Source organism: Trinickia symbiotica (assembly GCF_003028655.1).
In the GTDB taxonomy this organism is placed as follows: domain Bacteria; phylum Pseudomonadota; class Gammaproteobacteria; order Burkholderiales; family Burkholderiaceae; genus Trinickia; species Trinickia symbiotica_A.
In genome coordinates this window covers 95,017-114,788 of record NZ_PYUC01000013.1, presented here as the reverse complement: position 1 = coordinate 114,788, position 19,772 = coordinate 95,017, and the positions used below count along the sequence as shown (strand labels likewise).

The following is a 19,772-nucleotide window of genomic DNA, read 5'->3' as shown; positions in this document are numbered from 1 at the left end:
TTGTTCCTCGCTCCCGATTCAATGAGGCTTGTACCGAACGCGCTCCGGCGGCGTCTTGAACTTGCCGCGCGGTGTCCAGAACGGCATGCCGAGGAAAAACGCGAAGTAGATGAGCGCGCAAACCTGAGCAATGACGGTCGCAACCGGCGATGGTGGCCGCGTCCCCAGAAATGCGAGGATGAGGAACGCCAGCACGAAGATGCCGTAGAACACCTTATGAAAGAACGGCCGGTAGCGGATCGACTTGACAGGGCTATGGTCGAGCCACGGGAGGAAGCAGAGCGAGAGCACGGCCGAGCCCATCACCACCACGCCCCAGAACTTGGACTCCGTCAACAGCATCGCGACGATGACGAGCGCGGACAGCACCGGCAAACCGATGCGCCACTTGCCGCGCGCGCGCACGAGCGCGAGCACGCCGAGCAGCGCGACGACGATCATCAGCACGATCTTGAACGGGTCCGTCGTCGCACGCAGCATGGCGTAGAACGCCGTGAAGTACCAGACCGGCGCGATCTCGGACGGTGTTTGCAACGGATTCGCCGGAATGAAGTTGTTCTGCTCGAGGAAATATCCGCCCATCTCCGGCGCGAAGAAAATGATGGCCGCGAACACGATCAGGAACACGCAAACGCCGAAGAAGTCGTGCACGCTGTAGTAGGGATGGAACGGAATCCCGTCGAGCGGGCGGCCGTCCGGCCCTTTCTTCGCCTTGATCTCGATGCCGTCCGGATTGTTCGAGCCCACTTCGTGCAGCGCAATCAAATGCACGAAGACGAGACCGACGAGCACGAGAGGAATTGCAATCACGTGCAAGGCGAAGAAGCGGTTCAGCGTCACGTCCGATACGACGTAATCGCCGCGAATCCAGAGCGACAGATCCGGGCCGATGAACGGGATCGCCGAAAAGAGGTTCACGATGACCTGCGCGCCCCAATACGACATCTGCCCCCACGGGAGCAGGTAACCGAAGAACGCCTCGGCCATGAGACAGAGGAAAATCGCGCAGCCGAAGAGCCATACGAGCTCGCGCGGCTTGCGATACGAGCCGTAGAGCAGCCCGCGGAACATGTGCAGGTAGACGACGACGAAGAACATCGACGCGCCCGTCGAATGCATGTAGCGGATGAGCCACCCCCACGGCACCTCGCGCATGATGTACTCGACCGAGGCGAACGCGAGCGTCGAATCGGGCTTGTAGTTCATCGTCAGGAAGATGCCCGTGACGATCTGGTTCACGAGCACGAGCAGCGCAAGCGAGCCGAAGAAGTACCAAAAGTTGAAGTTCTTCGGTGCGTAGTACTCGGAAACGTGTGCCTTCCAGGTCGCCGTCATCGGAAAGCGCCGGTCGATCCACCCGGTCAGGCCCGTCGTCTCGACTGCTTTCTCTGCCTTCTCAGTCGTAGCCATTACGCTTCTCCTTTCTCGTCCTTGCCGACCACGAGCGTGGTCGCCGACGTGAACTGGTAGGGCGGAACATCGAGGTTTTGCGGCGCGGGCTTGTTCTTGAAGACACGGCCAGCAAGATCGTAGGTCGAGCCGTGGCACGGGCACAGGAATCCGCCGGGCCAGTCGCTCGGCAAATTCGGCTGCGGGCCGGGCGTGAAGCGCTGCGTCGGGGTGCAGCCGAGATGAGTACAGACGGCAACGGCAACAAAAATGTTCTTGTGATCGGCGCGCGACCGGTATTCGTTGTTGCAATACTCGGGCAGCGGCATCGAGAACGGGTTCTTGCTCTGAGGATCGGCCAGCTCAGGATCGGCCTTCTTGACGTCGGCCAGCATCTCGTCGGTGCGATTGATGATCCAGACAGGCTTGCCGCGCCAGGAGACCGTTTTCATCTCCCCGGGCTTCAGGTCGCTGATGTCGACCTCGACCGGCGCGCCGCCGGCCTTGGCTTTCTCGGATGGTGCTAAAGAGCTCGCAAACGGTACGACAGCGGCCACGCCTCCAAAGCCGCCTGCTACGGACGTCGCAATCAGCCAGGTACGGCGGCTGCCGTCGACGCGTTCCTCTTCTTTGTCTCGCATCACACGCCCCACTTCTGAGTTGGATTTTCCGTCACGCTTTTTCCACCGCCGCTAGTTTGCGGGAATGGAGTCGTCATTTACAAGACCCGACCGACAAAAACCATGCGAAGCGATTGATCCGTAAGGGTTTCCCCCCACCGCGCGGCCGTGCGCCGCACCCTATTTCCGTTATTCTTTAAACACTTTGCACAATACGTCGTATTGCGGCGCAACCGAATAGCAAAGGTCAAACCGGATTATCGATGTCGATGAAGAGATGCTCGAGATCGAAACGCTCGGACAGGTGGGCGCCGACCGCCTGCACGCCGAAGCGCTCGGTCGCATGATGCCCCGCCGCAAGAAAGGCGACGCCGCTCTCGGCCGAAATGTGAGTGGTCGGCTCGGACACTTCGCCGGTCAGGAAAACGTCGGCGCCAGCATCGATCGCCGCCTCGAAGTAGCTTTGCGCGGCACCCGTGCACCAGGCGACGCGCCGCAGTTCGCTGTCCGGATCGCCGAGCGCGAGCGGCGTGCGGCCAAGCGTCTGTTCGACCTGCGCGACGAAGTGCGCCAGCGTGATCGGCATCGGCAGCGTCGCCATCCAGCCGAGATCGTCGGGGCCGAAATGCGACTCGCCGATGAGACCCATGCGCGCGCCGAGCTGCGCGTTGTTGCCGAGCTCGGGATGGGCGTCGAGCGGTAAATGAAAGGCGAAAAGATTGATGTCGTTGGCAAGCAGGAGCTTCAGGCGGCGGTATTTGCGGCCCGTAATTTGCGGGGTTTCGTTGCGCCAGAAATAGCCGTGATGGACGAGGACGGCGTCCGCCCCCCATTCGAGCGCCGCTTCCAGAAAGGCTAGCGAAGCGGTAACGCCGGTGGCGATCTTGTCGATGCGCCGACGTCCTTCCACCTGCAGCCCGTTGGGGCTGTAATCCTTGAACCGGCCGGTTTCGAGCAACCCATTCAAGTACAATTCAAGTTCTATGCGATCCATATAAACCTCGATTCTTCAAATGCTTAGACGGTTTTGGCTGTTTTTTGCCCAAGCGGTGACAGTGCTGCTCGCGCTCATGTTCATCGTGGTGACGCTCAAGCCGCAATGGCTGCAGCGGCAGGGGCAATTCGGCAAGCAGCTCGCCTCGCCGATCGTCGCGCTGCGGGAAGTCGCGCCGGGAACGGGCTCGAGCACGGCCGTGACCTCGTATGCCGACGCCGCCCAAAAAGCGATGCCGGCCGTCGTCAACGTCTTCTCCGGCAAGGGTGGATCGCTGCCGCCGAATCCGCAAGCGAACGACCCGCTGTTCCGGTACTTCTTCGGCAATCCGAAAGGCGGCAAAGAGCCGCAGGACGAGCCGGCGACGAACCTCGGCTCGGGCGTCATCGTCAGCTCGGAAGGCTACATTCTAACGAACCAACATGTCGTCGACGGGGCAGATGAGATCGAAGTCGCGCTGGCCGACGGCCGCAGAACGAATGCGAAAGTAGTCGGCGTCGACCCCGAAACCGATCTCGCCGTGCTCAAGATCAACATGTCGAATCTGCCGACGATGACGCTCGGCAGGATGGACGAGGCGCGCGTGGGCGACGTCGTGCTCGCGATCGGCAACCCGTTCGGGGTCGGCCAAACCGTCACGATGGGCATCATCAGTGCGCTCGGGCGCAATCACCTCGGCATCAATACGTTCGAGAACTTCATTCAGACCGATGCGCCGATCAACCCGGGGAACTCGGGCGGCGCGCTAATCGATGCGCACGGCAACCTGCTCGGCATTAATACGGCCATCTACTCGCGCTCGGGCGGCTCGCTCGGGATCGGCTTCGCGATCCCCGTCTCGACGGCCAAGAGCGTGCTCGAGAGCATCATCACGACTGGAGCGGTCACGCGCGGCTGGATCGGCGTCGAGCCGCAGGATGTGACACCCGCGATCGCCGAGTCGTTCGGACTGGAGCAAAAGGGCACCATCGTGGCCGGCGTGCTTCAGGGTGGGCCCGCCGACAAGGCCGGCATCAAACCCGGTGACGTGCTGCTCAACGTGAACGGTCAGGACATCACGGATACGACGCGCCTGCTCAACGTAATCGCGCAGATCAAGCCTGGCACCGACGCCAAGATCCGCCTGAAGCGGAAGAACAAGGAAATGGAAGTCAAGGTGACGATCGGCAAGCGCCCGCCCCCGCCGAAGCAGGCCAGCGACGACAATTCGCAGCCCGACGAATGAGCTGCGGCCGCAAGCCGAGCGCCGCGCGGGCGGCGCTCGATCAGCTCGCGGCGTGCTCCTTATCGGCGAGCGCGCTGTCCTTGCCGACCAAGAACCGCGCCGCGATGATGCCGGCCTCATAGAGGACGATCAGCGGCACGGCCAGAATCAACTGCGAGAAGACGTCGGGCGGCGTCACGACGGCCGCGACGATGAACGCCCCCACCACGACGTAGGGCCGGATCTCCTTCAGCTTTTTGATCGTCAGCACGCCCATCCGCACAAGCAAGACGACGACTATCGGCACTTCGAACGTCACCCCGAACGCAATGAACATCGCCAGCACGAAACTCAGGTAGTTGTTGATGTCCGTCGTCATCTCCGCGCCGAGCGGCGCGTTGTAGTGCGCCATGACGCGAAAGATCGTCGGGAACACGACGAAATAGGCAAACGCCATCCCGCAGAGGAACAACACGTAGCTGCTGCCGACGAGCGGCGTGACGAGCCGCTTCTCGTGCTGATAAAGGCCCGGCGCGACGAACGCCCAGATCTGGTAAAGGACGAACGGCAAAGCGATCACGAGCGCCACGACCATCGTGACCTTCATCGGCACGAAGAACGAGCCGGTCACGTCGGTCACGATCATCTTCCCGCCGGCGGGCAGATTCTCCATCAGCGGCCGCGCAAGCAAGCGGAAAATGTCGGGCGCCCAATAGACGAGCGCGACGAAGACGACGATGACGGAAATCCCCGCCCGAATGATCCGGTCGCGCAACTCGACGAGATGCGAGATGAAGGTTTCCTCGGGGCCCCCGTCGTTGGGGTCGTTGGGGCTGTCGGGTTTGTTGGGGTCGCTCACACCGGCCCTCGTTGGAATATCGTCACTTGCGGCTTCGAAAGTGGAAAGACGGGAAAGGCGGCTCGCACGCGCGCTCAGAATCAGAGAAAGCGCTTCGGCGTCCGCAAGCTCGCCGGCGTGTGGCGCGCCACGCGCGCGGCGCCCGACTGTACGTGTATGCGGCGCCCCGTCGCGCGTTTATACCAGACTGGCGTGGCAAGCCGCTTCGCCCGCCAATTGCGCCGCTTCTCCGCGCCGGGCGCACCGCCGCCGTTGCCGGGCATGCCGAATGGCGGCGGCTCGGCGGCGCCCGCCGTACCGGCGTCTTCGATGGCAGCGGACGCCCCGCTCGCGATGCTCGGCGACACCGAGGTGCCCGCGCGCCAAGCGTCGGTCAATTCGGTTTCCTCGCGGCGCACGGTATCGTGGATCTTGTTTTCGACGTTGCGCGCCGCCGATTCGAAATCGGTCTTCATGCGGCGCAGCTCGTCGAGTTCGATTTCACGCGTAACTTCCGCCTTCACGTCGTTGATGTAGCGCTGCGCACGGCCGAAGAGCGCGCCCGCCGTGCGCGCCACGCGCGGCAGCCGCTCGGGGCCGAGCACGACCAGCGCCACCACGCCGATCAAGGCCATCTTGGTCAGACCGAGGTCGAGCATCGGCTTCGTTCTTCCGTCATCAGGTCATCGGACGCCCACGCGAGCGGCCCGGATCAGCGGTAGTCGCTCGAGCGAACCTTTTCCTTCGCCTCGACGTCGACAGCGCCGTTCGGCAATTCGCGCCGCTCGCTCGTCGATGCCGGGGAAGCGGGCGTCTCGCCTTCCTTCATCCCTTCCTTGAATCCCTTCACGGCGCTGCCGAGATCGCTGCCGATATTGCGCAGCTTCTTCGTCCCGAAGACGAGCGCCACGATCAAAAGCACGATCAGCCAGTGCCAAATGCTCAACGAACCCATGTGAATCTCCTGAAACCTTGATAGTGCGGCGCGCTTAACCCATCCGCTGCCACGGGCGCGGCCCGGCAAGCAGATGCGCGTGCAGATGGTAGACTTCCTGTCCCCCGCCTGGCCCCGTATTGATCACCGTGCGAAAACCCGTCTCGCCGCCGGTATAGGCGCAGCCGAGTTTATCGGCGAGGCGCGCCACCAGAACCATCATTCTACCAAGCAGCGGGGCATCGCTTTCATCGCAATTCGAGAGCGTATCGATGTGCCGGCGCGGAATCACGAGAATATGCGTGGCCGCGGCCGGGCGGATGTCCTTGAAAGCGAGAAATTCGTCGTCCTCGTGCACTTTCGTGCTCGGAATTTCGCCGGCGGCGATCTTGCAAAAGAGGCAGTTTTCGTGGCTCATGGTCTTCCCGGTGAATGGGGCGCGGCGGCTTCGATCAGAACCACGCGCGCGGCTCGAGCGGCTTGTTGTCGTACAGATACAGCCAGCCCTTGACGATACGGTACAGCATCCAGATCGAAACGGCTGCAAGGATGAAAAAGCCGATCACGACGAACACCAGCACGCCGCCGATCACATAGCCGATCAGGCCGAGCCAGAACGTCCGGATCTGCCACTCGAAATGCGCCTCGTACGGCGTGCCGGCCGCGTCCGGCCGTTTCAGGTAGTCGATGATGATCGCGACGAGGCCCGAAATGCCGCCCGTGAACCAATGCACCGCATAGAGCCCATAAAGCACGTGCGTCAGCGTGCGAATGCGGTCCGCATCGGTCGTGCCGCCGTAGGAAACAGGTGAACGTCTGCCTGGATCTTCCATCTTCGCGCCTCTCGCCTTTCGAAACCGCTCGATCGATGATCGATCGAGCTCGCTCGTGCCGCTCTCGGCCGGTTGTTACCTTCTAACCCTATCCGCCGTTCTCTTCGCGCTCGCGGCGCTTGCGCAGCGCCTTCTCTTCGATGCCCGACATCCCCTCGCGGCGCTCGAGCTCGGCGATGACATCGGCCGGGCTCAGCTCGAAATGCGAGAGCATGACGAGGCAGTGGAACCAGAGATCGGCCACCTCGCCGACGAGCGCGGCCGGCGCGCCGCCCTGGCGCACGTCCTTCGCGGCGAGCACGACCTCGGTCGCCTCCTCGCCGATCTTCTTCAGCACCGCATCGTCACCCTTGTGAAACAGGCGGGCAACATACGAACTCTCGGGATCGCCGCCCTTGCGGCTATCGATCACGGCCGCAAGCCGCACCAGCGTATCTTCGGTCGATTGCATCAGTGATGTCGCTTCATTCAATCAGTGAATCGGAACGGCGTCGATCGATGCGGCGGGCGAACCGGCCGGCTCCGTCGACACGATCTCGGCCGCGCGCGCAGCCGAGCTTATCGGTAAATATGCTCGGGATCCTTCAGCACGGGATCGACGGCCACCCAGTCGCCCTCGTCGGCCGTGCCCTCGAATTTCTGAAAGAAGCAGGAATGCCGGCCCGTGTGGCAGGCGATCCCCGATACCTGCTCGACTTTGAGCAGCACGACGTCCTCGTCGCAGTCGAGCCGCACCTCGCGCACATGCTGCACATGGCCCGACTCCTCGCCCTTGAACCAGAGGCGCTGGCGCGAACGCGAAAAATAAACGGCACGGCCCGTCTCGATCGTCTTCGCGAGCGCCTCGCGGTTCATCCAAGCGAACATCAGCACGTCGTTCGTCGAAGCTTCCTGCGCAATCACCGGAACGAGGCCGTTCGCGTCCCATTGAACCTTGTCGAGCCACGACTTGTCGGGCGCAATCATCTGAACCTCCGGGCAGCAGCGAATGGAATGAGCGTGAGCAATCGTTCCATCTCACTGTCTCACGGGAATGCCTTGTTCGGCCATGAAGCGCTTCGCCTCGCCGACCGTATGCTCGCCGTAGTGGAAGATGCTCGCGGCCAGCACGGCGTCCGCGTGGCCTTTGATGATGCCGTCGGCCAGGTCCTTCAGCGAGCCGACCCCGCCCGAAGCGATCACGGGCACCGGGACCGCGTCCGATACGGCGCGCGTCAGCGCGAGATCGAAGCCGCTCTTCGTCCCGTCGCGGTCCATGCTCGTCAAAAGGATCTCGCCGGCACCGTACTCGGCCATCTGCTTCGCCCATTGCACGGCATCGAGCCCGGTCGGCTTGCGCCCGCCATGCGTGAAGACCTCCCAACGCGGCGCCTCGCCTTCGCCCGAGACGCGCTTGGCGTCGATCGCGACGACGATGCACTGCGAGCCGTACTTGCCGGCCGCATCGCGCACCAATTGCGGATTGGCGACGGCCGACGAATTCATGCTGATCTTGTCCGCGCCGGCGTTGAGCAGCCGCCGCACGTCTTCGACGGCACGCACGCCGCCGCCGACCGTCAGCGGAATGAAGACCTGCGAAGCGACGGCCTCGATGATCGGCAGGATCAAATCGCGGCCGTCCGACGTGGCCGTGATGTCGAGAAACGTCAACTCGTCGGCGCCTTGCTCGTCATAACGATGCGCGATCTCGACCGGATCCCCGGCGTCGCGCAGCTCGACGAAGTTCACGCCTTTGACGACTCGCCCGGCGGTCACGTCGAGACAGGGAATGATGCGTTTAGCTAGTGCCATATTGGTGCAAGTGCCGCTGAAAGCCCGCCCGGCCAAAGGCGGATGCCATCGTGAATGTTCGTGACCGGACCGGGTGGCCAGACCTCCTGGCGGGTAGCCGCCGGCCGCGGCGGCGCGCGCGAAGCGCCGTTCGGTCAGGCGTCGTCCGATTCCCGCAAGGTATCGGCGCGCGTTTGCGCCTGGGAGAAGTCGAGATCGCCCGAATAGATCGCGCGCCCGCAGATGACGCCCTCGATGCCTTCGTCCTGGACCTCGCACAGCGCATCGATATCGGCGATGCTCGAAAGCCCGCCACTCGCGATCACCGGAATCTTGACCGCGCGCGCGAGGCGCACCGTCGCGTCGATATTGATGCCCTGCAGCATTCCGTCGCGGCCGATGTCGGTATAGATGATCGACTCGCAACCGTAATCCTCGAACTTGCGCGCGAGATCGACGACTTCGTGGCCCGTGAGCTTGCTCCAGCCGTCCGTCGCCACTTTTCCGTCCTTCGCGTCGAGCCCGACGATGATATGCCCGCCGAAAGCCGTGCAGGCATCCTGCAGGAAGCCGGGATTCTTCACGGCGGCCGTGCCGATGATCACGTACGAGAGGCCGTCGTCGAGATAACGCTCGATCGTCTCGAGATCCCGGATGCCGCCGCCCAGTTGAACGGGAATTTCGTTGCCGACTTCCTCGATGATCGCGCGAATCGCCTCCTCGTTCTTCGGCTTGCCCGCGAACGCGCCGTTCAAATCGACGAGATGCAGCCGCCGAGCGCCGCGCTCCACCCAGTGCCGGGCCATCGCCGCGGGATCCTCGGAGAATATCGTCGCTTGGTCCATATCGCCTTGTTTGAGGCGCACACACTGACCGTCCTTGAGGTCGATGGCGGGAATCAGCAGCATAGCAATCGCGTTAAGTCTGGGATGAGTTGGAGGTCGGCGGCCCGGGCCGCGAACCGTTTCGCTAGTTTAGTACAGTCTCGAAGCGCTTCGGCCGGCGTGCCGGCGTAAAACCTGGCAAGCAAATTCACGAATTTACGGGTTCCAATGCACGAAATTGCGGTAGACACGCAAGCCTGCGTCTGCGCTTTTTTCGGGGTGAAACTGGGTGGCGAACAAATTGTCGCGCGCCACGGCCGACGTAAACGAATTGCCGTAGTCCGTTTCCCCCACGCTATGCGCGCGATTGTCGGGGACGACGTAGTAACTGTGCACGAAATAAAAAAAGCTTCCGTCGGGCACGCCGTCCCAGAGCGGATGCGCGTGCACCTGACGCACGCGGTTCCAGCCCATTTGCGGCACCTTGAAGCGCGAGCCGTCGTCCTGCAGCCGGCCTTCGAGCGCGAACCGCACGACTTTGCCATGAATGAGGCCGAGCCCGTTCGTGTCGCCTTCCTCGCTCCAATCGAGCAGCATTTGCTCGCCGACGCATACGCCCATCAACGGCTTCGTGCGCGACGCCTCGAGCACCGCCTCCTGGAGCCCCGACTCGCGCAGCGAGCGCATGCAGTCGGGCATCGCGCCCTGCCCGGGCAGGACGACGCGCTCGGCGGCGCGTATGTCCTCGGGGCGATCGACGATGGCCACCTCGGCTTCAGGCGCCGCCTTTTTCAGCGCCTGCTGCACGGAGCGCAGGTTGCCCATCCCATAGTCCACAATTGCAATTTTCTTCATCGCGATCTTTATCGCACCAAAATAGCCGCGTCGAAACAGCTACCGCAAATTAGGCAACAACGCCTTCAACCCGTCGACGATGAACTCCACCGCGAGCGCCGACAACATCAAACCCATCAACCGCGTACCGATATTGATACCCGTTTGTCCGACCCAGCGCGCAATCGGCTCGGCGAGCCGCAGCGACAGGAAGCAAATCACCGCCAGCACGGCGCCGATCACGACGAGCCCGATCCGGTCGTACCAGTGGTGCGCGCCCGCCGCGTAGACGATCACCGTGCTGATCGAGCCCGGCCCCGTGAGCAGCGGGATCGCGAGCGGCACGACCGCGATGCTGTTCTTCGATTCGGCCTCATCGCGCTCTTCGGCCGTGGCGCGCGTATTGCCGATTTGCGCATTGAGCATGTTGACGGCCATCAGCAGCATGATGATCCCGCCGCCCACCTCGAGCGAGCCGACCGAGATCCCGAAGAAGCTGATGATCTGCTGGCCGAGCACCGTCGTGATCGCGATGACGCAAAACACGGAGATCGAGGCGATCCGGATCGTGCGTCGCCGCTCACCCTCGGACTGCTCCGAAGTGAGACTCAAGAAAAACGGCACCGCGCCGACCGGATTGATCAGCGCGAGCAACGAAATGAACGATTTCAGAAAATCCATCGCAAGCCGGTCGGCGCGTCCTGCGCCGGTCGCTCGTCCCTTGGGGTTTGCCGCCCTATCCCAGTCGCTATAGGCTGCCTTTAGTCGACGGGACCTGCCCCGCCGCGCGTTCGTCGAGCTCCGCGGCCATGCGCAGCGCGCGGCCGAAAGCCTTGAAGACCGTTTCCATCTGATGGTGAGCGTTGAGCCCGCGCAGATTGTCGATATGCAGCGTGACGCCCGCGTGATTCACGAAGCCGCGAAAAAACTCGATCGACAGGTCCACGTCGAACGTGCCGATCCGCGCGCGCGTGAACGGCACATGAAATTCGAGGCCCGGACGGCCCGAGAAATCGATGACGACACGCGAGAGCGCCTCGTCGAGCGGCACGTAGGCATGACCGTACCGGCGAATCCCTTTCTTGTCGCCGATGGCCTTGGCCACGGCCTGGCCGAGCGTGATGCCCGTGTCTTCGACGGTATGGTGATCGTCGATATGGAGGTCCCCATGCGCCTCGATCTCGAGGTCGATGAGCCCGTGCCGCGCAATCTGATCGAGCATGTGGTCGAGAAACGGCACGCCCGTCGCGAGCTTCTGCTCGCCGGTGCCGTCCAGATTGATCTTCACACGGATCTGCGTTTCGCTGGTATTGCGAACGACTTCCGCCACACGCATGGAAAACCTCGAATCAAGCGGGAAATAAGTTGCTTCGAAAAACAAGAATGAAGTGCGGCAGTCCGGCACGGGCGCCTCGCTTCGGCGCCCTGCCTCAGGCCCGCTTTTCAGTCTTTACTTCAAAACCAGTTTGAGCGCCGCGAGCATTTGCGCGTTTTCGTCCGGCGTGCCGACCGTCAAGCGCAGGCAATTCGCAAGCAATGGGTGGATTTTACTCACGTTTTTGACCAAAATCCGCGCCGCGAGAAGGGTTTCGAACGCGGCGTCCGCGTCGGGCACGCGCACGAGCAGAAAATTGCCGGCGCTCGGGAAGACGGTGGTGCCCGGCAACGCCGCGACGGCATCGGCAAGGCGCGTCCGTTCGGCCCGCAAATCGGCGGCCTGCACCTCGAGCACATCGTCGATGTGATCGAGCATGAACTCGGCGGCGGCCTGCGTCAAAACGTTGACGTTGTAGGGCGGCCGGACTTTGTCGAGCTCGTCGAGCCAGACGGGCGAGCCCGCCAGGTAGCCGAGCCGGATGCCGGCCAGACCGAGCTTCGACACCGTTCGCATGACGACGACATTGCCGAATTCGAGCACGCGCGGCAGCCAGCTCTTTTGCGCGAAAGGCTGATAGGCCTCGTCGATGACGACGAGGCTTTGCCCCGCCGCCGCGATGACACGCTCGACGTCCTCTTCGGAGTAGAGCGTGCCCGTCGGATTGTTCGGGTACGCCAGATAGACGACGGCCGGCCGATGCTCGGCGATGGCGGCCAGCATCGCCTCCGTATCGAGCGTGAGATCGGCTCGGTGCGGCACGCCGATGAACTCGATCTGCGCGAACTTCGCCGACATCTGGTACATCACGAAGGCCGGCACCGGCGCGAGCAGCTTCGCGCCGGGCTTGGCGCAAGCGACGGCGATCATGCTGATGATCTCGTCGGAGCCGTTGCCGAGCAGCACGGCGCAGCCGGCCGGCACGCCCATCACGCGCTTGAGCTTCTCGATCAGCGCGGCGGGCCGCGGCGCCGGATAGCGGTTCAGCGCCACGCCGGCCAGGTGCTCGCCGAGCTGCCGCGCGAGCGCGTCGGGCAGCTCGTAGGGGTTCTCCATCGCATCGAGCTTCACGAAACCCGTGGCATCGGGAACCGGATAGCTCGTCATCGCCAGCACGTCGCCGCGGATAACGTCTTTAGGTGTCGTCATAATCGTTCAGCCGGTTGTCCGGCCCGTGTCCTTCCTGGCCATTGGGTCTTTCGCTTCACCCGGTTTGCTTCATGCGGTATTCGGCACTCTTCGCATGTGCCGGCAACCCTTCACCATAAGCAAGCTCGGCCGCGATCTCGCCGAGCGTCTGCGCGCCCTCGGCACTGACTTCGATCACACTCGAGCGCTTGAAGAAATCGTAGACGCCGAGCGGCGACGAAAAGCGCGCCGTGCGCGACGTCGGCAGTACGTGGTTCGGCCCGGCGCAGTAGTCGCCGAGGCTTTCGCTCGTGAAGCGGCCGACGAAGATCGCGCCCGCATGGCGAATCTCGTTCGCCCACTGCTGCGGGTCGAGCGCCGAAATCTCGAGATGCTCGGGGGCGATCCGGTTCGCGATCGCGCAGGCCTCGGCCATGTCCCGCACCTTCACGAGCGCGCCGCGATCTTCCAGCGAGCGCTGGATCACGTCGCGGCGCGGCATCGTCGGCAGGAGCTCCGCGATCGCCTCTTCGACGCGCGCGATGAACGCGTCGTCGGGCGCGAGCAGAATCGATTGAGCAAGCTCGTCGTGCTCGGCCTGCGAGAAGAGATCCATCGCGACCCAGCGCGGATCGGTCGTGCCGTCGCACAGAACCAGAATCTCGGAAGGCCCGGCGATCATGTCGATGCCGACCGTGCCGAACACGCGGCGCTTCGCCGATGCCACATAGGCATTGCCGGGGCCGCAGATCTTGTCGACCGCGGGCACCGTCTCGGTGCCGTACGCGAGCGCGCCGATCGCTTGCGCGCCGCCGATCGTGAAGACGCGATCGACGCCGCCGATGAGCGCCGCCGCCAGCACGAGCGGGTTCTTCACGCCGTCGGGCGTCGGCACGACCATGACGATCTCGCGCACGCCGGCCACGCGCGCCGGCAAGGCATTCATCAGCACCGACGAGGGGTACGCGGCCTTGCCGCCGGGCACGTAGATTCCCGCGCGATCGAGCGGCGTCACCTTCTGGCCGAGCACCGTGCCGTCGGCCTCCGTGTACTGCCAGCTATGGCTGCCGCATTCGATCTTCTGCTTCTCATGGTAGCCGCGCACGCGCGCGGCCGCCGCTTCGAGCGCCGCGCGCTGCTTCGGCTGGAGGCTTTCGAGCGCCGCCTCGAGCTCCGTGATCGGCAGCTCGAGCGCGGCGACGCTCGACGCGTCGAGCCGGTCGAAGCGGTTCGTGTACTCGAGCACCGCCGCGTCGCCGCGCCGCTTCACGTCGGCAAGAATTTGCGCGACGGAGCGCTCGATCGCCTCGTCCTCGCTCGCCTCGAAGGCGAGCACCGCCGCGAGCGCCGCATCGAAACCGGCGGCGCTCGAATCGAGTTTGCGAATCTTCAGAGACATGCTGGTATCCGTTCCGGTAAAGGCGCGCCGATCTCGTGATCGTTCGGCGCCGCCGTCTTACGCCTGGCCACCGCCGCGTCGCGATGCGCTCTCGAACGCATCGAGAAACGGCTCGAGCGCCGAGCGCTTCAGCTTCAGCGCAGCCTGATTCACCACGAGGCGAGACGAGATTGGCATGATCTCCTCGACCTCGACGAGATGGTTCGCGCGCAACGTCCCGCCGGTGCTGACGAGGTCGACGATCGCATCGGCCAGCCCGACGAGCGGCGCGAGTTCCATCGAGCCGTAGAGCTTGATCAGGTCGACGTGCACGCCCTTCGCCGCGAAGTGCTCGCGCGCCGTCTGCACGTACTTCGTCGCAACGCGCAGGCGCGCGCCCTGGCGCACTGCGTTCGCATAGTCGAAGCCGGCTTTCACCGCCACCGACATCCGGCAGCGCGCGATGTTCAGATCGACGGGCTGATAAAGGCCGCTGCCGCCGTGCTCGATCAGCACGTCCTTGCCGGCCACGCCGAAATCGGCCGCGCCGTACTCGACGTAAGTCGGCACGTCGGTCGCGCGCACGATGATGACGCGCAGGTTCGGCGCACTCGTTCCGAGAATCAGCTTGCGCGAGGTCTCGGGGTCTTCCGAGACCTGCACGCCGGCCGCGGCGAGCAGCGGCATCGTTTCCTCGAAAATACGCCCTTTCGAAAGCGCGAGCGTCAACTGCGGGGCGCTCATGCGAAGCTCCCCACGCCCGCGGCATTCGCCGCGCTGCCGGTGAGGCGGCGCACGTGGGCGCCGATCTTTGTCAGCTTTTCCTCCATCCGGTCGTAACCGCGATCGAGGTGATAGATCCGGTCGACGAGCGTCTCGCCGTCCGCGACGAGCCCCGCGATGACGAGGCTCGCGGAGGCGCGCAGGTCCGTCGCCATGACGGTCGCGCCCGATAGCTTCGGCACGCCCGCGACGAGCGCCGTGTTGCCGTCGACGCTGATGTTCGCGCCGAGCCGATTGAGCTCCTGCACGTGCATGAAGCGGTTCTCGAAAATGGTCTCGACGACTTGCGCCGCGCCCTCGGCGATCGCATTGAGCGCCATGAACTGCGCCTGCATGTCGGTCGGGAACGCCGGGTACTCTGAGGTGCGCACCGATACGGCCGTCGGACGGCGGTGCATCCGCACGCGGATCCAGTCGTCGCCTTCCTCGATCGTCACGCCGGCTTCGCGCAGCTTCGCCGTCACGGCGTCGAGCGTTTCGGGGCGCACGTCGCGCAGCGTGACGTCGCCGCCGGCCGCCGCCACCGCGCACAGGAATGTGCCCGCCTCGATGCGATCGGGAATGACGGCATGCCGCGCGCCATGCAGCTTATCGACGCCCTCGATCACGAGCCGGTCCGTGCCGATGCCCTCTATCTTCGCGCCCATCGCGACGAGCAGACGCGCAAGGTCGCTGACCTCGGGCTCGCGCGCCGCGTTTTCGAGGATCGTTTGCCCCTCGGCGAGCGCGGCGGCCATCAAAAGATTCTCGGTGCCCGTGACCGTGATCATGTCCGTGACGATTCGCGCGCCCTTCAGGCGATTGGCGCGCGCCTCGATATAGCCGTGCTCGATGCTGATCTCGGCGCCCATCGCCTGCAGGCCCTTGATGTGCTGATCGACGGGGCGCGCACCGATCGCGCAGCCGCCCGGCAGCGATACCTTCGCGACGCCGAAGCGCGCGACGAGCGGTCCGAGCACGAGGATCGATGCGCGCATCGTCTTCACGAGGTCATAGGACGCGACGGGATTGTCGACATGGGTCGCGTCGAGCGCGACCGCATCGCCCGCCGTCTCGGCGCGAACGCCCATCTGCGTCAGCAGCTTGAGCGTCGTGCGCACGTCTTTGAGGTCCGGCACGTTCTCGAGATGGATCGGGTCGGCGGCGAGCAGGCTCGCGCAAAGAATCGGCAGCGCCGCGTTTTTCGCGCCCGATATGCCGACCTCGCCGGAAAGTGTCCGGCCGCCTTCGATCGCAAGCTTGTCCATGCTCATTTGTCCCTGGTTGGCTTCGCCCTCGGCCCTGCTCTCTGCCGCGGCGCCGCCGGCGCCGCTCGTTTCGTCTTGTGTAATGCGCACTACGGTTCCTGAATTATGCGTTTTGCCATTCGGCCGGCGTGAGTGTCTTCATGCTCAGCGCGTGGATTTCCGCCCGCATGCGATCGCCGAGCGCCGCATAGACGAGCTGATGACGTTGAATCGGGCGTTTGCCCTCGAACGCCTCGGAGACGATCGTCGCAAAAAAGTGCTGGCCGTCGCCCTCGACTTCGATATGGGTGCACGGCAGCCCCGCCGTGATGTATTGCTTGACTACCTCGGGAGTCGGCAACATGGTTTCAAGCTCCTTGCTTAGTTCGGGTTCCGCGCGCCAGTACGCGTCCCCACGGGACTTCCTTCGGGGCGTGGGGTCTGTTTCATTTTCAGTGGCGCAGCTTGTAGCCCGATGCGATGAGACGCATCGCGAGCGCGGCGATCACGACGAAAAACGCGGCGACGACGGCGAGGCTCGCGAGCGGATCGACGTCTGACACGCCGAAAAAGCCGTAGCGAAAGCCGTCGATCATGTAAAAGAACGGGTTCAGCCGCGACACCTGGCGCCAGATATCCGGCAGCGTGTGGGTCGAGTAGAACACGCCCGAAAGAAACGTGAGCGGCATGATCAGGAAGTTCTGAAACGCCGCCAATTGATCGAACTTCTCGGCCCAGATGCCGGCAATGAGACCGAGCGTGCCGAGCAGCGCCGAGCCGAGCGCGGCGAATCCGATGATGAAGAGCGGCGCGGCGAACGTCATCGGCACGAACCAGATCGTGGCGATGAAAACGCCGAAGCCGACCGCGAGTCCGCGCACGACCGACGCGAGCACATAGGCGCTGAACAGCTCCCAATGCGTGAGCGGCGGCAGCAGCACGAAAACGAGGTTGCCCGTGATCTTCGACTGGATCAGCGACGACGAGCTGTTCGCGAACGCGTTTTGCAGCACGCTCATCATGATGAGACCGGGGATTAGGAAGCTCGTGTACCCGACGCCGGGGTAGACCTCGACGTGGCCGCGCAATGCATGGCCGAAGATCGCCAGATAAAGCAGCGCCGTCACGACAGGCGCGAGCACCGTCTGGAACGAAACCTTCCAGAAGCGCAGCGTCTCCTTGTAGAACAGCGTGCGAAAACCGCTCATGGCGGTTCGCTCCGGCGCGGCGGATGTCGTTAGGGTCGGTCGCATGCCGCCTCCCGCCGGGCCGCCCCAAGGGAGGCGGCCGCCCCCACGCGCCCCGCAGATGCGCCGCAGGCGCAGCCAGGAAGTCCCCGTGTGGGAGGGGGCAGCGAATGTAATGAGCGTGGGGGTCGTAACATCATGCTAAGCCCTCGACCAGCTCAGGCCCGCTCATCAACTGGACAAAAACGTCTTCGAGATCAGCCTTGCGCACGTCGATTTCCTCGAACGTACAACCGGCCGCCCGGCAGCGCGCGAGGATCGGCTCGACCTCGTCATAGCTCGACAGCCGCAGCAAGTGCTGGCGTGCGCCCGGAGCCGACGGCTCCACTTCGAGCGCGCGCAGCTCAACGGGCAGCACGCCCGCGGCGAGCCGCACGAAGAGCTGCATCCCGGCGAAGCGCGCGAGCAGCGCACTCGTGCTGTCGAGCGCGACCACCTCGCCTCGGCGCAGCATCGCGATGCGATCGCACAGCGATTCCGCTTCCTCGAGGTAATGCGTGGTCAAAACGATCGTATGGCCCTCGCGATTGAGCCTCGAAATGAATTTCCAGAGCGTCTGGCGCAGCTCGACGTCGACGCCGGCTGTCGGCTCGTCGAGCACGATGACGGGAGGCCGGTGCACGAGCGCCTGCGCGACGAGCACGCGGCGCTTCATGCCGCCCGACAGCGCGCGCATGTTCGCGTCGGCTTTTTCGGTCAGATCGAGATTCGCCATGACCTCGTCGATCCAGTCGTCGTTGCGGCGCAGTCCGTAATAGCCCGACTGGATGCGCAGCGTCTCGCGCACCGTGAAGAACGGGTCGAACACGAGTTCTTGCGGCACCACGCCGAGCGAGCGGCGCGCCCCGCGGAAATCGGTCACGACATCGTGCCCGAGCACCGACACGCTGCCTTCGTCGGCGCGCGCCAGTCCCGCGAGGATGCTGATCAGCGTGGTCTTGCCCGCGCCGTTGGGGCCGAGCAGGCCGAAGAATTCGCCCTCGTCGACCGTCAAGCTGACGCCTTTGAGCGCTTGCAGTGCCTTGTAGCGCTTCTTGACGTTGCGGATCTCTATGGCTGACATGGATGTGCGCGGCCTTTGCCGGCGGCGCGCCTTGGGTTCGACGTTTGAATGCTGGCAACGCGGCAGGCGAAAACCGACGCCTAGATAGCCGCTGCCCCGTTCATCCGGGTCTGACCGTCCCCCCGAAATGCGGGGCGGAACGGATGTCCGGAAAAACGGTTGATTATAGGCCAACTCTCCGTTGGCCGATTGGGTGCGGGATCGCTCGCGGGAAGAGGCGGTCAGCCGATGGCTCGGCGACCATCAAGAGGCTGTCGAAGCGGGACGAAGGGAGGCGGATGTCGGCGCGCCCGTCCGCCGCCGCCGAGCTTCAGAGTTCGGCCGTGGCCCCTTCCTGCGAGCGTCGATGTCGCGCCGCGACGAGCCCAAGGACGCCGTAAGCCTCGGCAAGACTTGCGAGGCCGGCGGGAAGATCGACGATTTCGAAGTTGCCGCCGCGCACTTCAGCCGCGCGCCGCCAGGCGAGCAAGACGGCGAGCGCCGAGGAATCGAACTCGGCGAGCGGCGAGCAGTCGACGCCCGACGCGCCGGCCTCGATGCTCGCGAGCCCGGCGCCGAGCGCGGCTTTCGCGCTCGCGTGCGTGATGGTCGTACCGGTCGTAAAGCGGTTCATCGTGCGGTTTGCGTCACTCAAGACGGCTGCTTGCCGGCCGCGAGCTGCTCGTTGCGCTGCGTAAGGAAGTCGATCAGGCCTTGCACGCCGCCCTCGTTGATCTTCTCCGTGAATTGCTGCTGATAGGCCTGAATGAGCCACGCACCCGCCACGTTCAGGTCGTAGACGCGCCAGCCTTGCGGCGTCTTGTAAAGACGATAGTCGAGCTCGACGGGCTGCCCGTTGCTGATGACGGAGCTGCGCACGACGACGTCGGTATCGGTCGGCGAGGCTCGGAACGGCTTGAACTCGATCTGCTGATCGCGGAATTGCGAGAGGGCGCCCGAATAAGTGCGGATCAGCAGCATCTTGAATTGCTCGACCATCTGGTCCTGCTGCTGCGGCGTCGCGGTGCGCCAGGCGCGGCCCATCGCGAGCTGCGTCGTGCGGCGGAAGTCGGTGTACGGCAGGATTTCCTGATTCACGACCTGCGTGATGCGGTTGATGTCGCCACTCTTGATCGACTTGTCGGTGCGCAGCGTGTCGAGCACGCGCCCGGTCACCGTCTTGATCATGGTGTCCGGATTGCCCGTGTCGACGTTGTTGACCGCCTGTTGCGCAAAACCGGCATTCGAGAAAGAAACGAACGCGGCAAACAGAGAAATCAGAAAGAATCTTTTCATCGTCAATCCTAAGTTCCGTGAAAGCTCGGTTACAGTACCGTGCAAGTTCGAGCCCGG

General features: G+C 64.0%; 25 protein-coding genes. 1 reads left to right on the top strand and 24 read right to left on the bottom strand.

The genetic code is table 11. From position 1 onward, the window contains the following. Window positions 1-18 precede the first annotated feature (18 nt). From C9I57_RS23985 to C9I57_RS23975, 3 genes are all read right to left on the bottom strand, one after another. On the bottom strand, window positions 19-1,410 hold the full coding sequence (locus tag C9I57_RS23985; RefSeq protein ID WP_107153091.1) for a cytochrome b: 1,392 nt from the start codon (window positions 1,408-1,410) through the stop codon (window positions 19-21). After that, window positions 1,410-2,030: a ubiquinol-cytochrome c reductase iron-sulfur subunit gene (gene petA, locus C9I57_RS23980; RefSeq protein WP_107153090.1), complete on the bottom strand. Its 621-nt coding sequence runs from the start codon at window positions 2,028-2,030 to the stop codon at window positions 1,410-1,412. Before petA ends, C9I57_RS23985 begins: the two co-directional genes overlap by 1 nt. Before the next feature lie 226 nt (window positions 2,031-2,256). Beyond that, the gene (locus tag C9I57_RS23975; protein WP_107153089.1) at window positions 2,257-3,003 is read right to left on the bottom strand and encodes a Nif3-like dinuclear metal center hexameric protein; all 747 of its coding nucleotides are present in this window, start codon (window positions 3,001-3,003) and stop codon (window positions 2,257-2,259) included. Between the two features lie 19 nt (window positions 3,004-3,022). Between C9I57_RS23975 and C9I57_RS23970 the strand changes: the two genes are divergently transcribed. Next, window positions 3,023-4,228: a Do family serine endopeptidase gene (locus tag C9I57_RS23970; protein ID WP_107153088.1), complete on the top strand. Its 1,206-nt coding sequence runs from the start codon at window positions 3,023-3,025 to the stop codon at window positions 4,226-4,228. A gap of 40 nt (window positions 4,229-4,268) precedes the next feature. On the opposite strand, the gene tatC is transcribed toward C9I57_RS23970, so the two are convergent. The 21 genes from tatC to C9I57_RS23865 all read right to left on the bottom strand — a co-directional run bounded on the left by tatC (window position 4,269) and on the right by C9I57_RS23865 (window position 19,715). Beyond that, window positions 4,269-5,066: a twin-arginine translocase subunit TatC gene (tatC, locus tag C9I57_RS23965; RefSeq protein ID WP_107153087.1), complete on the bottom strand. Its 798-nt coding sequence runs from the start codon at window positions 5,064-5,066 to the stop codon at window positions 4,269-4,271. An 80-nt stretch (window positions 5,067-5,146) separates the two neighbouring features. Further along, the gene (gene tatB / locus C9I57_RS23960) at window positions 5,147-5,704 is read right to left on the bottom strand and encodes a Sec-independent protein translocase protein TatB (protein ID WP_107153086.1); all 558 of its coding nucleotides are present in this window, start codon (window positions 5,702-5,704) and stop codon (window positions 5,147-5,149) included. 53 nt (window positions 5,705-5,757) lie between these two features. After that, window positions 5,758-6,000: a Sec-independent protein translocase subunit TatA gene (gene tatA, locus C9I57_RS23955; RefSeq protein ID WP_018440389.1), complete on the bottom strand. Its 243-nt coding sequence runs from the start codon at window positions 5,998-6,000 to the stop codon at window positions 5,758-5,760. A 34-nt stretch (window positions 6,001-6,034) separates the two neighbouring features. Then, window positions 6,035-6,397: a histidine triad nucleotide-binding protein gene (locus C9I57_RS23950; RefSeq protein ID WP_107153085.1), complete on the bottom strand. Its 363-nt coding sequence runs from the start codon at window positions 6,395-6,397 to the stop codon at window positions 6,035-6,037. Window positions 6,398-6,431: 34 nt separating this feature from the next. After that, the gene (locus C9I57_RS23945; RefSeq protein WP_107153084.1) at window positions 6,432-6,812 is read right to left on the bottom strand and encodes a DUF4870 family protein; all 381 of its coding nucleotides are present in this window, start codon (window positions 6,810-6,812) and stop codon (window positions 6,432-6,434) included. 88 nt (window positions 6,813-6,900) lie between these two features. Continuing rightward, a complete protein-coding gene (locus C9I57_RS23940) occupies window positions 6,901-7,266 on the bottom strand; it encodes a phosphoribosyl-ATP diphosphatase (RefSeq protein ID WP_181321940.1) in 366 nt (121 codons plus the stop codon). Between the two features lie 104 nt (window positions 7,267-7,370). Continuing rightward, the gene (gene hisI / locus C9I57_RS23935) at window positions 7,371-7,778 is read right to left on the bottom strand and encodes a phosphoribosyl-AMP cyclohydrolase (protein WP_018440393.1); all 408 of its coding nucleotides are present in this window, start codon (window positions 7,776-7,778) and stop codon (window positions 7,371-7,373) included. A 51-nt stretch (window positions 7,779-7,829) separates the two neighbouring features. Beyond that, a complete protein-coding gene (hisF, locus tag C9I57_RS23930) occupies window positions 7,830-8,603 on the bottom strand; it encodes an imidazole glycerol phosphate synthase subunit HisF (protein ID WP_107153082.1) in 774 nt (257 codons plus the stop codon). A 134-nt stretch (window positions 8,604-8,737) separates the two neighbouring features. After that, window positions 8,738-9,490 carry a 1-(5-phosphoribosyl)-5-[(5-phosphoribosylamino)methylideneamino]imidazole-4-carboxamide isomerase gene (gene hisA / locus C9I57_RS23925; protein ID WP_107153081.1) on the bottom strand — a complete coding sequence of 251 codons (753 nt, stop codon included), beginning with the start codon at window positions 9,488-9,490 and terminating at the stop codon, window positions 8,738-8,740. 132 nt (window positions 9,491-9,622) lie between these two features. Next, window positions 9,623-10,261 (bottom strand): imidazole glycerol phosphate synthase subunit HisH, encoded by a 639-nt coding sequence (hisH, locus tag C9I57_RS23920; RefSeq protein ID WP_107153080.1) that lies wholly within the window; start codon window positions 10,259-10,261, stop codon window positions 9,623-9,625. 39 nt (window positions 10,262-10,300) lie between these two features. Further along, window positions 10,301-10,921, bottom strand: a complete 621-nt coding sequence (locus C9I57_RS23915; protein WP_107153079.1) for a YchE family NAAT transporter — start codon at window positions 10,919-10,921, stop codon at window positions 10,301-10,303. A gap of 67 nt (window positions 10,922-10,988) precedes the next feature. Then, entirely contained in the window at window positions 10,989-11,576 is a 588-nt protein-coding gene (hisB, locus tag C9I57_RS23910) for an imidazoleglycerol-phosphate dehydratase HisB (protein ID WP_107153078.1), read from the bottom strand. Between the two features lie 114 nt (window positions 11,577-11,690). Beyond that, entirely contained in the window at window positions 11,691-12,764 is a 1,074-nt protein-coding gene (gene hisC / locus C9I57_RS23905) for a histidinol-phosphate transaminase (RefSeq protein ID WP_107153077.1), read from the bottom strand. 55 nt (window positions 12,765-12,819) lie between these two features. Next, window positions 12,820-14,142 carry a histidinol dehydrogenase gene (hisD, locus tag C9I57_RS23900; RefSeq protein ID WP_107153076.1) on the bottom strand — a complete coding sequence of 441 codons (1,323 nt, stop codon included), beginning with the start codon at window positions 14,140-14,142 and terminating at the stop codon, window positions 12,820-12,822. A gap of 57 nt (window positions 14,143-14,199) precedes the next feature. Continuing rightward, window positions 14,200-14,865, bottom strand: coding sequence for an ATP phosphoribosyltransferase (hisG, locus tag C9I57_RS23895; protein WP_107153075.1), 666 nt, complete (start codon window positions 14,863-14,865; stop codon window positions 14,200-14,202). After that, the gene (gene murA / locus C9I57_RS23890) at window positions 14,862-16,241 is read right to left on the bottom strand and encodes a UDP-N-acetylglucosamine 1-carboxyvinyltransferase (RefSeq protein ID WP_440130244.1); all 1,380 of its coding nucleotides are present in this window, start codon (window positions 16,239-16,241) and stop codon (window positions 14,862-14,864) included. The genes hisG and murA overlap by 4 nt, the downstream gene beginning before the upstream one ends. 13 nt (window positions 16,242-16,254) lie before the next feature. Next, window positions 16,255-16,494: a BolA family protein gene (locus tag C9I57_RS23885; RefSeq protein ID WP_018440403.1), complete on the bottom strand. Its 240-nt coding sequence runs from the start codon at window positions 16,492-16,494 to the stop codon at window positions 16,255-16,257. An 88-nt stretch (window positions 16,495-16,582) separates the two neighbouring features. Further along, complete coding sequence (locus C9I57_RS23880; RefSeq protein ID WP_107153074.1) at window positions 16,583-17,338, bottom strand: ABC transporter permease; 756 nt, start codon at window positions 17,336-17,338, stop codon at window positions 16,583-16,585. 175 nt (window positions 17,339-17,513) lie between these two features. Next, a complete protein-coding gene (locus C9I57_RS23875; protein WP_107153073.1) occupies window positions 17,514-18,440 on the bottom strand; it encodes an ABC transporter ATP-binding protein in 927 nt (308 codons plus the stop codon). Between the two features lie 310 nt (window positions 18,441-18,750). Then, window positions 18,751-19,053, bottom strand: coding sequence for an STAS domain-containing protein (locus C9I57_RS23870; RefSeq protein WP_181321939.1), 303 nt, complete (start codon window positions 19,051-19,053; stop codon window positions 18,751-18,753). Between the two features lie 17 nt (window positions 19,054-19,070). Continuing rightward, complete coding sequence (locus C9I57_RS23865) at window positions 19,071-19,715, bottom strand: MlaC/ttg2D family ABC transporter substrate-binding protein (RefSeq protein WP_107153071.1); 645 nt, start codon at window positions 19,713-19,715, stop codon at window positions 19,071-19,073. Between the last annotated feature and the right edge of the window lie 57 nt (window positions 19,716-19,772).